General features: G+C 42.7%; 10 protein-coding genes. 5 read left to right on the top strand and 5 right to left on the bottom strand.

The window, feature by feature from the left end; translation table 11 throughout:
• Positions 1 to 13: 13 nt before the first annotated feature.
• The 5 genes from PP182_RS19150 to PP182_RS19170 all read right to left on the bottom strand — a co-directional run bounded on the left by PP182_RS19150 (position 14) and on the right by PP182_RS19170 (position 8,373).
• Positions 14 to 1,468 carry a sulfatase family protein gene (locus PP182_RS19150; protein WP_036379415.1) on the bottom strand — a complete coding sequence of 485 codons (1,455 nt, stop codon included), beginning with the start codon at positions 1,466 to 1,468 and terminating at the stop codon, positions 14 to 16.
• A 184-nt stretch (positions 1,469 to 1,652) separates the two neighbouring features.
• Complete coding sequence (locus PP182_RS19155) at positions 1,653 to 3,080, bottom strand: RagB/SusD family nutrient uptake outer membrane protein (protein ID WP_036379417.1); 1,428 nt, start codon at positions 3,078 to 3,080, stop codon at positions 1,653 to 1,655.
• Between the two features lie 26 nt (positions 3,081 to 3,106).
• On the bottom strand, positions 3,107 to 6,514 hold the full coding sequence (locus PP182_RS19160) for a TonB-dependent receptor (protein ID WP_197062536.1): 3,408 nt from the start codon (positions 6,512 to 6,514) through the stop codon (positions 3,107 to 3,109).
• A 92-nt stretch (positions 6,515 to 6,606) separates the two neighbouring features.
• Complete coding sequence (locus PP182_RS19165) at positions 6,607 to 7,683, bottom strand: FecR family protein (protein ID WP_036379419.1); 1,077 nt, start codon at positions 7,681 to 7,683, stop codon at positions 6,607 to 6,609.
• Positions 7,684 to 7,773: 90 nt separating this feature from the next.
• Complete coding sequence (locus PP182_RS19170; RefSeq protein WP_163634980.1) at positions 7,774 to 8,373, bottom strand: RNA polymerase sigma factor; 600 nt, start codon at positions 8,371 to 8,373, stop codon at positions 7,774 to 7,776.
• 293 nt (positions 8,374 to 8,666) lie between these two features.
• On the opposite strand from PP182_RS19170, the gene PP182_RS19175 reads away from it, so the two are divergent.
• From PP182_RS19175 to PP182_RS19195, 5 genes are all read left to right on the top strand, one after another.
• Entirely contained in the window at positions 8,667 to 10,403 is a 1,737-nt protein-coding gene (locus PP182_RS19175) for a sulfatase family protein (RefSeq protein WP_081894176.1), read from the top strand.
• A gap of 34 nt (positions 10,404 to 10,437) precedes the next feature.
• Positions 10,438 to 11,325: a hypothetical protein gene (locus PP182_RS19180; protein ID WP_036379423.1), complete on the top strand. Its 888-nt coding sequence runs from the start codon at positions 10,438 to 10,440 to the stop codon at positions 11,323 to 11,325.
• A gap of 10 nt (positions 11,326 to 11,335) precedes the next feature.
• Positions 11,336 to 12,217, top strand: coding sequence for an alpha/beta hydrolase (locus PP182_RS19185; protein ID WP_036379425.1), 882 nt, complete (start codon positions 11,336 to 11,338; stop codon positions 12,215 to 12,217).
• A gap of 191 nt (positions 12,218 to 12,408) precedes the next feature.
• Positions 12,409 to 12,621 carry a transposase gene (locus PP182_RS19190; protein ID WP_220123573.1) on the top strand — a complete coding sequence of 71 codons (213 nt, stop codon included), beginning with the start codon at positions 12,409 to 12,411 and terminating at the stop codon, positions 12,619 to 12,621.
• 207 nt (positions 12,622 to 12,828) lie between these two features.
• On the top strand, positions 12,829 to 13,166 hold a 338-nt coding region (locus tag PP182_RS19195; RefSeq protein ID WP_272652862.1), incomplete at its 3' end, for an IS3 family transposase.

Below are 13,166 nucleotides of genomic sequence, written 5' to 3' on the forward strand. Positions count from 1 at the left end.
GATAATTCAAAGGTCAACCCCTGTCTTTCAACTGATCTTCCCCTTTGACCAAATTTAAATTATGGATTTTGACCAAGGCTTTGATTTGCTCAATGACATCAGGGTTACTTTCGGCAACATTATATTTTTCAGATGGGTCCACTTCAAGATTGTATAGGAGTGGGGGGTCATGTTCTTCACGCATCGGTGGGCCATAGGCACCTTCCGTTATGAAATGGGCTTTGAAGGCTCCCAGCCTAACCGCATAAAGCTCATCTCCCCTGTAATAAAACACTTCTTTTCTCTCACTTGGTTTTTTTTCAAAGAGTGTTGGCCCAAGGTCATTTCCATCCATCTGTCGATCTTCGGGCAATGGCACGTTTGCCAATTTGCTGAAAGTGGTAAACAAATCCATGGTGGTGCCAATTTGGGTGACCAAACCAGGTTGGATTCGGCCTGGTCCCCAAAAAATACATGGCTCACGCATACCCCCTTCCCATGTAGATCCTTTTCCTTCCCTCAATAACCCTGCACTTCCACCTTCTTGGTTCATGATGAGCCATGGTCCGTTGTCTGAGGTGAAGACTACAATTGTATTCTTATCTAGGCCACTATTTTTTAATTCGGCCAATATTTGTCCCACCCCATGGTCAATTTCTTCAACAACATCGCCATAGAGCCCCCTATCGCTGGTGCCCAGAAAGTCCTTTGATGCGAAAAGGGGCACATGTGGAAGATTATGGGCCAAATAAAGGAAAAAAGGTTTTTCCTTGTTCTTCCTTATGAACTGTACCGCCTCTTCATTATAACGTTTTGTCAATGTGTTCTGATCAGCTGGGCGCTCCACTATCTCCGTATTGCGCATCAGTGGAACATTGAAAGTATTTATATCTTTCCTCTCTTCCGATTTCCAAAAATCAATATACCCTTGAGTTGACCTGAATGGAATAATGTTGTCCATGTCATTGCTGTAAGGAATACCAAAATAATAGTCGAACCCTTGGCTCGTTGGCAAATACTCCTCTTTATGTCCCAAATGCCATTTGCCAATGCAAGCCGTCACATAATCGACTTTTTTTAATTGTTCGGCCAAGGTTATCTCACTTTGCGGCAATCCTTTATGGGAATCGGGAAAAAGAACACGGTTCACCTTACTGGTCATTCCATTTCTGATGGGCAATCTCCCGGTCATCAATGCTGCCCTGCTGGGTGTGCATACGCTCGACCCAACATAGAAGTTCGTCCATTTTTGGCCTTCGACCGCCATTTGGTCCAGGTTTTTGGTGTGTATTGTAGGGTGCCCATATGAGCTTAAATCACCATACCCAAGGTCATCGGCAAAAATGACAACAAAGTTCGGAGGTACGTCTTCTCTCTGTGTAACTTGGTCGACATTGGCTTGTTGTCCCGTGCAGGTGCCAACCCATGACAAGAAGGCAAGTGTCAAAAACAGCTTTATGTTCATGAATCTAATCGTATTTACTTTCATCTAAATTTAATTTTTAATATTCAAGCAAGGCCTGGTAAATCCACAGAAGTCTACCAAGATAGACTTCAGTAAAGCGAAAAGGTTGGAAGAAACCTTGAGGTAGGCCGACCATTAAATTAATCTGGAATACTTTTCTTTTCATTATATATTATATTCTCGACTCCCAAAAAGAACACTGATGTTTTTAATATCCAGGATTTTGTTCCAAATTTGAATTGGCATCCAGTTCTCTTTGGGGAATCGGATAGAGCACATGAAAATCCTGGGCATTTTTCCCCCTTGCTTGGGCCCTAGAAATCATGACCCCGTGTCTTATTTGGTCTTCCCTCGCATTTCCTTCAAAGTAAAATTCCCACTCCCTTTCACTCAATATGGCATCTCTTAAGGAATCTTTGCCAAAACTTCCCAGATTCAAGGGGGTGGCACCGGCCCGGTTCCTGACCTCGTTGATCAGGTCGATGGCCTCTTGGGTGGGACCATTGAGTTCATTGAGTGCTTCTGCCCTTGTCAACAATATGTCCGCATACCTGATGACAATAATATCATTGCCAGCTGACGCTCCCACGGCATTTGGGTCAAAAGGTAATTTATAGGGGTGTGATTGATCGTTGCCCAACCCCATTACCAGTTCACCGGTTGCCGTACTCTGCCATTCGGTTATTATACGGCTGGTTCTAGTATCTGTCGCCTCAAAGGAGTTTACAAAATCATCAAATAAGTAAGTGCGTGCAGCAAATACAGAATTGTTCGGGAAAGGTCTTGGATAATCCGGTGGGAAAATCAGCGCATTCATAAACTGGCCCGCCCCAGCAGCATCTTTGGGAAGTGCCCAAATGACCTCGGCATTGCCCTCGTTCGATATTTCAAACACGTCTGAGTAATTGGGTAAAAGACTGTACAGTCCCAAATCGATAACGCCCGAGGACATGTCGGCCGCTTTTTGCCATTGCTTGGTGTTCAGGTAAAACTTTGCCAAGACCGACATGGCCACGCCTTTGGATGCTTTTCCAAAGGCCGGAGGTTGGTTGGGTAAAGTGGCTATTGCCCCCAACAGTTCCTGCTCTATAAAGGCCTGAGTCTCTTCGTCAGTTGATCGGGGCAGCAAAGGATCATCAGTAGAAGACCGATAAATCGGCACCCTACCAAAAAGCTTGTAAAGCTCCGAATAGGCCCATCCCCTTATAAAATGGGCCTCGGCTTCCGTTCTCTGCTTAAAATCATTCGAAAAAGAATCATTGTCCAGGTTGTCCAGGACCAGATTCGCATCACGAATGGAACTAAAGTACACTATCCATACAGGAATCAATTGGCCATGGTTGCTGTCCCAATTGTAATCGATCAATGATTGCCATACACTTTCAATCGACCCACCAGCGCCCCATACCTCACCGGCTGGCATGGTTCCCAAATAATAAGGGGACCAGGATTCATCATCCCCAGCCCTATGCGAATAGGCATAAGCTGCATTCAATAAGGAGCTGAGACCTTGCTCAGAGGTAAAAAGTGTTGAGGGCGAGAGCTCAGAGAACACCTCTTCCTCCAAACGTTCTTCACAGCCCAGCAGGCCAGACAGCATTATAGTGAGAGCTATTCTATAATAATAAGTTTTCATAATTATGATTTTTTTAATTGTTTGACCTAAAAATTGGCAGTAAGACCCAACATATAGGTTGTTGCCAGGGGATAACTACTATAATCGATCCTAACGTTACTTCTACCGAATGAATTAGCCTCAGGATCAAATCCCACATAATCAGTAATTGTAAACAGGTTCTGGCCGGTCACATAGACTTGAAGTGAGTTCAAAAAATCAATATTTTGAACTGGAACGTTGTACGATAGCCTGACATTTTTCAAACGCAGGTAAGATGCATCTTGAATGGTCAGGGTATTCACTTTTCCTGCACCATAGGCATTGGGGTTTACCCCTGATGGCCATTTAGCACCTGTATTTTGGGGCGTCCATCGATCCAATATTTGGTGCGCAAGTCGGTTTCTTCTGAAGTTTGCAGGATAGAGAGACTCTATCAGGTTGATATTCAATAGGTCGACACCTGCCTGACCTTGAAAAAAGAAGTCCAACGTCAAATTCTTGTAGGAAATTGAATTTTGTATACCATAGGTAAAATCAGGATATGGGGTGCCTATAATGGTCTGGTCGGTAGGCGTAATGGCCCCATCTCCATTTCTATCTTCAAAAATTGGAAAGCCTGGCTGGGCTGTGGGCTGTGGTGAATTGGCTATATCGTCACCTTCCTGAAAAATGCCGGTGACAACATATCCATAATAGGAGGCCAGGGGATCACCTTCTTGAATGATCGCCGTGTTGCCCACTGCTTGTACACTTCCCGTCACAATACTTTCAATTCGTCCCAAATCCACCACTTCATTCTTAATGGCGGAAAAATTCAATGAAGTATCCCATTTAAAATCATCGGTCACTATGTTGGTCGAGTTAAAAAGAAACTCAACCCCACTGTTCTTAACTTCGCCTACATTTGTCAATATTGATGAATAACCGGAAGCAAATGGCAATGGAAGGTCAAACAACAAATCCTTCGATTCTTTTGAAAAATAATCTAAACTACCACTGAATCTGCCCCCTGAAATACCGAAATCAAGACCGATGTTGAGTTGTTCGGTGGTTTCCCACTTAAGGTCTGGATTTGGAATACGCTGGGGGGAGACACTGCCTGAAATGGTGCCACCAAACACTACGTTGGGTCCTGTTCCAAAGGTCAGTTGCGATGCATAGTTGCCAATTTCCTGGTTACCTGTCTGACCCCAACTCGCCCGTAGCTTGAACTGGCTGAAACTATCGGGAATAAATTCTTCTTGGTCAAGTTTATAGCCCAAGGCAAAGGATGGAAAATAACCCCATTTGTTGTTCTCTCCAAACCTTGATGACCCATCCGCCCTTATTGAGGCGGTAAATAAAAATTTGTCAAAAAGGTTATAGTTCACCCTGCCTAGATATGACAACAAGGTATTTTCTTCCTTGCCACTAGAGAGTACATCCGTATTGGTGTCGCCCAGTGCCAAATTGTTAGTTTTGATATCATCTGTCGGAAAACCGCTGATATTACCGGAAAAGAACCGCGAACTGAACTTTTGAAAGGTGATACCACCCAATACCGTAAGTGCATGGTCTTCGTTAAAAGCTTTGTCATAGGTCATCGTGTACTCGAACAGATAGTTGGAGCGTTCCAATACGTTGATGTTCGCGATACCGCCAGCGGCACCGCCACGAATGGTCTGGGTGGTATTGTAAATGTCACGTCTCGATGTTTGTCTGTCGGTCCCGAAATTGAACTTGCCTGAAAGATCTTCAGTGAAATCGTAGTTCAAAAAAGCACTTCCGAATGTTCTATTGGTCTCGCTCTCGCTAATGATGGCATTTATCAAGGTAACTGGATTGTTGACAGTCAGATTCGCCGACTGGCTAAAAGTACCATCGTCATTAAATATGGTCTCCGTAGGATCATATAACAATGAAGAATAAATAGGCCCTGCTTGCTCATTGGTATTGACGCCATCGACATTGTTGTTGTCCTTGACCAAACTTGTGTTGAAGTTTAGGCCTATCTGGGTCTTGTTCCCAATTTTTGTCTCAAGGTTTATTCTTCCGGTATATCTTTTTATCCCCGTATTTTTTACAACACCTTCTTGATCAAAATAGTTGAATGAGGCATAATAGTTTGTGTTTTCGCTGCCCCCGCTCACAGCCAGGTTGTGATTGGTCAAAGGAGCCGAGCGAAAGACTTCATCTTGCCAATCGGTCCCCCTGCCGATTCTTGAAATATCCTCATTGTTGAAAACCACTGCGTTTCCTTGTGCAATTGACAAGTCGTTTATGGCATCTATGTATTGTGAGGTGGAAAGCACATCGATTTTTTCAGCGACCGATTGGATACCTGCATATACATCATACGTGACATTTACCTTGCCTTTGCTTCCCTTCTTGGTAGTGATCAAAATTACCCCATTTGCCCCTCTTGAACCGTAAATTGCCGTTGCTGAGGCATCCTTTAAAATCTCTATCGATTCCACATCAGCTGGATTCAGGGAATTCAAGGGATTCCTAGGGCTCAGGTTTTGACCTACTTCGGCCACCCCGCCAGAACCAAGGTTGGGGCTGTTGTCAATCGGGAACCCATCTATTACATACAAAGGCTCGTTACTGGCATTCAAAGAGTTGGAGCCCCTGATCCTAATTGCCAACCCACCTCCAGGGGCTGAACTGGCTTGGTTTATCTGTACCCCAGCAGCCCTACCTAGCATCATTTGGTCCACGGATACGTTCGCCCCCGGGTTCATGTCGTCTTGACCCAATGACGCCACGGACCCAGTTAAGTCACTTTTCTTCTGCGTTCCATAGCCGACAACCACGATTTCATCAAGGACGGCAGTACTTTCCTGCAAAACAATGTTCAAAACCGATTGTCCGTTGACAGGGATTTCTTTCGTAGTGAACCCGATATAGGATACGGTCAATATGACATCACCGTCAGTTACCTTGATCGAAAAATTTCCATCAAAATCGGTTTGGGTGCCGTTCGTGGTTCCCTTTTCGATGATATTTGCTCCTGCCAAAGGAACTCCTGAATCATCCAAAACCGTTCCGCTGACCGTAAAATCTTGAAAAAAAACGGCGTCGGTGTTTGGTATATGATAGGTTTGATCTTTAAAGACTGTTACTTGTCTGCCAATAATATTGTAACCTAGACCGTACGATTCTAATAAAGAGTCAAGAACGTTAGGTAAGGTTATATTGTTTTTCTTGAGAGTAATTGAATTATCATTGGGCAAAATACCATCTTTGTAAAAAAAGATGTACTCGCTTTCATCCTGTAACTGGTTGAATAGTGTCTCTAAACTTACATTTTTAAGGTCAAGATTAAACTTGGTCTGTGAGTAAGAGTGGTTTGCATAGAGAGCGGTTAACCCCAATAATATGTAACAAAGAAAGGACCTCATTATTTTTATTGAAATGGATTGACCATTTAATTTGCCTAGAACATGGGCAATACTTAAGTAATTATTCATAATTTTAGAGTTCAGTTTAGTTATTACTTCGGTAATACATTTTACCGGCAGATGCGCCAACATCTGTCGGTTTTCATTTCATTCTGTATATTTTATTTCATAGGCACTGTATCTTTTAAATTTAACTTGGTGGAGGCCAGTATGATTTTGTCGGTTTGATATTCCGCAAAAAAGTTAGATGCTTCTCCTATAGTTTGTATGACTTGCCCCAGATTTTCCTTTAAGTCAAGTTTTCCAGAAAATGTTTCTGTTTTTAAATGATTTTCCTTTATGAAAATTTCCACACCATAATATCTCGACAATTTTGTGGTGATATATTCCAAATCACGGTTTTTCAGATTTAGGAAGCCTTCTCTCCACCCAAAATATTCATCAATGTTCACATCGTGCATTTCTATTTCTTTGGTTTTGGTATTATAGCCAGCCATTGTGCCCGGGGCCATCTTAAAAGACTTTTCGTCATCATGGTCATAGGTCACCAAAACACTGCCGCTCTTAAGAACTGTACTAGCCATTTCATCATCGGGATAAGTGCTGACATTGAAAACGGTTCCCAATACATTGATCTCCTGATTGGTCGAGATCACCCGAAAGGGTTTTGATGGGTTATGTGCAACTTCGAATATGGCCTCACCTTCGAGAAAGACCTCCCGCTCCTTATCCCTGAAAAACGCAGGGTAGATAAGCCTAGACCCTGAATTTATCCATATTTTCGTTCCATCAGAAAGGGTCACGTCGGTACGTTTTCCAAAGGGCACCAGTATCGTGTTGAATACAGGTTTTTTTTCATCTTCTATAGTTTGTCTATATTTTTCACCTGTTCCCACGTGCAGATCTTTTCCCGTTGACGAGTACCTTAATGTGTTGTTCTTTTCATTTAGTTGAATTTTTTCTCTCTCTCCGAGCACCACGATTACTTGGCTGCTACTGCCAAAGTCAACAATTGATTTATTTTCATCAATATAATCCTGCAATGACTGTTCGCTAGATTTGTCAAAAACGGTAAAAACAGCAAACAACAGCGCTATCGATGCCGCCGCACCGTACAACAACGTTGCCCTTCGTTGCCTTTTTGCATTTTTTCTTAGAAGTTTGGCCGATCTTATAATACGGCTCTTAAGCTTTGTCCGCTCTAAGTCGGAAAGTGGTTCGTTCTCGCTAAAGTTCATACTTTATTTGTAATTATGGGGTAAATGGAACTTACCGTCCATATATAAGAGGGCAGTTTTTGATATTTATAGACAAAAAAAAACGCTTTTTTAAAAGAACAATGTTAAGGCCGTGTCGCGGATCGTTTTTAACGTTCTGTAAACCAGCGTTCTGGCAGAAGCAACAGAAAGTCCCAAATCTCCGGCGATCTGTTGATATGTCTTTTCTTGGGCGAAACGAAGTCGAAGTATCTTTCGTTGATGATCCGTTAAATTAACCATTATTTTTTTTAGCCTCTTTGACAGTTCATTTTCTTTTTCATCTTCGATCATTTCTTCCTCATGTGAAATAACCGTCAGGCCTGCAGTAGAGTAACTATTGTTAAAGGTTTCCAATTCGCTCTCCAAACTCTTGATCTTATGGTCGCTTTGCTTAATGAGTTTTCTTTTAAGGGACATTATCAAATAGGCCTCTATGTTTTTGACATCCGATAATTTCTTGTGGTATCTATAAAGGTCTAGAAAAAGATTGTGGATTTCATCTTGAACTTTAGCTCTATCTCCACTGATTTTGTACCCATAGGCAAAAAGTTTGTCAACGTAAAGGTCATATAGAGACCCCAAAGATGCCAAACAGCCTTTCTTCAGATCTTTCCAGAGCAGTTTCTCTATAGAGTCTAGTACTTGGTCTATTTTTTTTTCTCTTCCCATTGATACCGTAATCCAAATGGTATGGCAAATTTGCCGATTGACAAAATCATAATTAGTAAATGGAATATTATCATGTCCCATTATTGAAATTATCGCAACTAATGTATAAAAAAAATAAAGAATTGATAACAATGATAAATTTTTTTACAAATTAACTTTTTAATGATATGAGAAGTTGGGTGCCCAGCTCAAAAGGGCTAAGAGTGTCAAGAAAACAAAAAATGATGTCTATAAAAAAAGGGTTTTCATCTCTTACTAAAAATGGGCGACCAACAAGTTAAAACTCTGCAGACATGAAAAGTCATCTTAAAAAAATAGGTCAAGGAACGACTAGGTTGTTGCTTATGGTTGCCATCTTATTGGTTTTTCTTATGTGTAAGGTGATGTTTTCTCAGCAAAGCCCGAATATAGTTTGGATAGTATGCGAGGATATTTCCCCTTTTTTGGAAGTATATGGCGATTCAATTGCGAAAACCCCTAACATAAATGCTCTGGCTCAAGATGCGGTTGTTTTTACAAAAGCATATACCACGTCCGGGGTATGCGCACCTAGTAGATCATCCATTATTACCGGCATGCATGCAATTTCTATAGGCACACAACACATGCGCACCCTTTCTAACTCAACAATTTTTATGCCGGAAGGCCTGCCAAGCTATTCAGCCGTTTTGCCGGACAATGTAAAGGCTTTTCCTGAATATCTAAGGGCACGGGGCTATTATACGACAAACAACTATAAAGAAGATTATCAGTTTGAAGTGCCGGTTACAGTTTGGGATGACAGTAGCCCAGCGGCTTCTTATGAATATAGGCCTAAAAACGTTCCGTTCTTCAGTGTGTTCAACTTGGCTGTCACACACGAATCAAAGTTGATGGCGTCGCCAGACAGCATTTTTTTCGACCCCAATGACATGAAGTTGCCTCCATATTACGTCGATACCGAAACTGTGCGCAAAGATATGGCAGTTCTCTATACCCGTATCGAACAAATGGATCAGGCTGTGGGCGAGATTGTTGACAAGTTAAAAAAAGATCAAGTCTATGATGACTCTTATGTGATATTTTTTAGCGATCATGGTGGATGCATGCCTTGGACCAAGCGGGAAATTCTTGAAAGGGGGACGCATATACCTTTAATCATTAAATTTCCCAAAAACCGTTTTTCCGGCACCAAAGACGATAGGTTGATCAGTGCAGTGGACTTGGCACCAACAATGCTTTCCATAGCGGGTATCAAGCCTCCCGACCATCTTCAGGGAACCGCTTTTCTGGGGGCATACAAATCTTCGGAAGGAAGAAAGTATGTCTTTGCGGCGAGAGACCGTATGGCAAATAAATATGATAGGGTACGGTCTGTGAGCGACGGTGACTTCAGGTATGTGTACAACTTTATGCCAGAACTCCCCAAATACCAAGACCTGCAATACAGAAAGGGCATACCCACGATGAAAGAAATATTGGAACTCTATAAAGAGGGAAATTTAGATAACCCCTATCTGTTGGACTGGTTTGCCGGAAATAAACCTTCCGAAGAACTCTATCACACGAAAATGGATCCCAATGAGTTGTTAAATATTGCGGAAGAGCCCCAATATGCGGCAAAAAAGAAAGAACTTAAAGAAACTCTTTTTGATTGGATAACAAAAGTGGGCGACCTATCCTCGGTCGGCGAAAAAGAGATGGTATTCAACAATTGGTGGAAAAACACAAAGGAACCTCCTAAAACATCTCCCCCGAAAATAATAGGTAACAAAAATGGGGTTACTATAGAATGTGCTACTAAAGGAGCTTCGATCGGTTATCGCATAGTTGACCAAGGTGACCTCCTTGACGCGAAATCAAGGCGTAGGGCCAAAAGTTGGGATTTTGGTTTTACAATCGACCAAGAAAAGACCATTGAACTTGTTGATGTGCACAAGCCATGGAAGATCTACCTAGGAGAAACCATTAATTTGGAAAAGGGACAGACACTTATCATCAATGCCCATAGAATCGGGTATTTGCCCAATGAAGTGACCTATACATATTAGAATTTTAACAAAAATTATATAAATCAATTTAACTATGAAGAAAATCAATCGCTTATTTTTTGGAACGGCATTTTTGTCATTGCTATTGTTCGCCTCCTGCTCGGACACATCTTTTGAGGAAGAAAACCTGAATGCTTCCAAAAACCTAACCGAGTCGGATAAAGTATCGCTGTTCGGCAACATGTCCGAAGACATTCAATTTGATGGTTACTACGTAGGGGCGGACACCTTACTTTTTGATTATCGGACCACCAGTATTCTGGATGTGCCCCCAGTATACCCAGAAACAATCACAAACGACGAACCCATATGGTTTATCAACGGTGCCGGCAACGATGTGACAAGACAGTTCAAAAGCATGCTTGAAATTGCAGAATTTACAGGTCGCCCCGTTGTTGGCATACACAATGGCACCAAAGGAGGAAAACTGGATGCTCTTGAAATCATCTTGCCCACCAACGAGGTCGTGGAGGCCGCTATTGAAAAGAGTGTGCTCGAAATCATTGATACAGAGACCAGGGTACTTTTGTTGGGACACAGTCAGGGGGCCTTTCACTTGGCCAGATCACTACGTTCGCTGGAAAACCAGCTTTCGAACAGCCAATTGGGCCAACTCATGGTAGAAACATCGGGTGGTGCAGGTATGTGGTTCCCCCGAGGCCCCCAATATGTCCATTATGCCAACGAAGGTGACCCAGCCCCAAAGTTGCACGGAGTGCTCACCCCGGGCGCATTACCTGGAAATAGAAGCGTTATCTTGATTTTTGATGACGAATGGTATGATATCCCACCTGAGATTGACACCCCTTTTACACGAGTACATGCCCAAATCGTTTATTTGCGGAATCGACTGACTTTTGCCGAGGCTCGGACCTATGCCCCTTTGTTCGGCAGCAAAAAGATCAACTTGGATAATCTATAAATAACAAAAAATGAAAAAATCAAGAAGTTCTATTACTTCAATTGCCATAACTCTACTAAGCACGATGTTTTGTTTTGGCCAGGGAAAAGTTTTGGAAGGACAGTCGGTAAAAAGCGCCATTTTGGGCAAAGAGGTTGATTATACCGTTTATTTGCCAACCGGTTATGATGACTCTACAAGAAGCTACCCTGTAATCTATCTTTTGCACGGTTATGGGGGTGATGAAAATGTTTGGGTACAATATGGGCTTATAGACCATTTCATGGATTCTGCCATTGAGAAGGCACAAATCCCTCCTTCAATTGTAATAATGCCTGATGGAGGGCAGTATTTTTACATCAATGATTTCCAAGGCAATTCAAGGTTTGAAGATATGTTCTTTCAAGAATTTATACCAATGGTCGAAAAAACCTATAGGATTAAAAAGACAAAGGAACACCGGGCCGTTGTAGGCAATTCAATGGGTGGCTATGGCGCCTTTTTGTATGGGGTGAAACACCATGATATGTTCGGTACCTGTGTGCCACTCAGTGCGGCAATTATTTCAATGGATGATCCAATGACCAAAAACCCCATGTGGAAAGGACTGGCTAAAAACCTTTATGGGATGGATGTAGATTCTGAAAACCCGGATACTAGCCATTGGGATGCCAACAACCCCATGAAATTGATTAATACAATAGCAAAGGATAACCTGAAATTAAGACTTTACTTTAACATCGGCGATGATGATTTTCTATATACAGGTAATGCCGCGGCCCATGTCTCATTACGAAACATGAAAATAGACCATGAGTTCCGCATCATTGATGGTGGGCATGATTGGACATTTTGGCGGTCCTCTATCCCCGATTTTCTAAAATATATAGGGCTGGGCTTTATGAGACAGTGAACTTAAAACAGGGAGAGAGCCAAGCCCCATGCGGGCAGGCACTATGCGTAATCTTCATTTCCCGTTATATTGGAAAAACAACGCGCCTTGCCCTAGGGGTTTGGTCTCTATTCCCTTTCGCTTTGGACTTACTACATTTGACTGGACATTGAGAAAAGAGCATGTTGACTGTTTGAATTAACTTTGAAAACATGTCAAAACAAAAAAGAGAGTACACAATGGAGTTCAAGCAAAAGGCTGTCGAACTGAGCCATGCAAGGGGCAATGCAGCAGAGGTATGTAGGGAACTTGGGCTGAACCCCTCGGTATTGGGACGCTGGCGCAGGGAGGCCAAAAAAAATGGGGAGAACAGTTTTTTCCCGGAAAGGGGAACCCCAAGCTTACTGATGAACAAAGGGAGATAAACCTAGCTCAAGAAAAAACTGAGGAGCGTGGAGATCGAGCGCGATATCCTAAAAAAGGCAATAGCCATCTTCTCCTAGGGCGACAGGAAAAATATAGGTTCATAAAACACCACAGGTTCAAATTTCCTGTCGGGAAGATGTGCAAAATGTTCAAGATAAGCAAAAGTGGGTATTACAATTGGTTGAACCGGGCCTTCCAGAAGATGGTTGGAGAACGAGGCCCTGACGGTGGCCATACATGGTATTTTCAAGGACAGCTTTGGGAGTTACGGGGCACCAAGGATCCAGGATGAGCTCTTGAAAAGGGGATATGGGGCCTCAAGACCGAGGGAGGCCAGGATAGTGAGGGCCAACAGGCTTTTCGCCAAAAGAAAGAGAAAGTTCAGGGTCACCACGGACAGCAGACACGATTATCCGATAGCGCCCAATATATTGGATCGTGACTTTACGGTACACAGGAAAAACCAGGTATGGGTATCCGACATGACCCGCATAAGGACCGGTGAGGGATGGATGTACCTGACGGTGATCATGGACCCGTTCCA

The sequence above is a fragment of the Maribacter sp. PR1 genome (assembly GCF_028464145.1).
In the GTDB taxonomy this organism is placed as follows: Bacteria; Bacteroidota; Bacteroidia; order Flavobacteriales; family Flavobacteriaceae; genus Maribacter.

Bases quoted from the DNA above. Each gene is read 5' to 3' on its own strand.
- PP182_RS19150 (WP_036379415.1), bottom strand. From the start codon at position 1,468: ATGAAAGTAAATACGATTAGATTCATGAACATAAAGCTGTTTTTGACA.
- PP182_RS19185 (WP_036379425.1), top strand. From the start codon at position 11,336: ATGAAAAAATCAAGAAGTTCTATTACTTCAATTGCCATAACTCTACTA.
- PP182_RS19155 (WP_036379417.1), bottom strand. From the start codon at position 3,080: ATGAAAACTTATTATTATAGAATAGCTCTCACTATAATGCTGTCTGGC.
- PP182_RS19175 (WP_081894176.1), top strand. From the start codon at position 8,667: ATGAAAAGTCATCTTAAAAAAATAGGTCAAGGAACGACTAGGTTGTTG.
- PP182_RS19165 (WP_036379419.1), bottom strand. From the start codon at position 7,683: ATGAACTTTAGCGAGAACGAACCACTTTCCGACTTAGAGCGGACAAAG.
- PP182_RS19170 (WP_163634980.1), bottom strand. From the start codon at position 8,373: ATGGGAAGAGAAAAAAAAATAGACCAAGTACTAGACTCTATAGAGAAA.
- PP182_RS19180 (WP_036379423.1), top strand. From the start codon at position 10,438: ATGAAGAAAATCAATCGCTTATTTTTTGGAACGGCATTTTTGTCATTG.
- PP182_RS19160 (WP_197062536.1), bottom strand. From the start codon at position 6,514: ATGAATAATTACTTAAGTATTGCCCATGTTCTAGGCAAATTAAATGGT.
- PP182_RS19190 (WP_220123573.1), top strand. From the start codon at position 12,409: ATGTCAAAACAAAAAAGAGAGTACACAATGGAGTTCAAGCAAAAGGCT.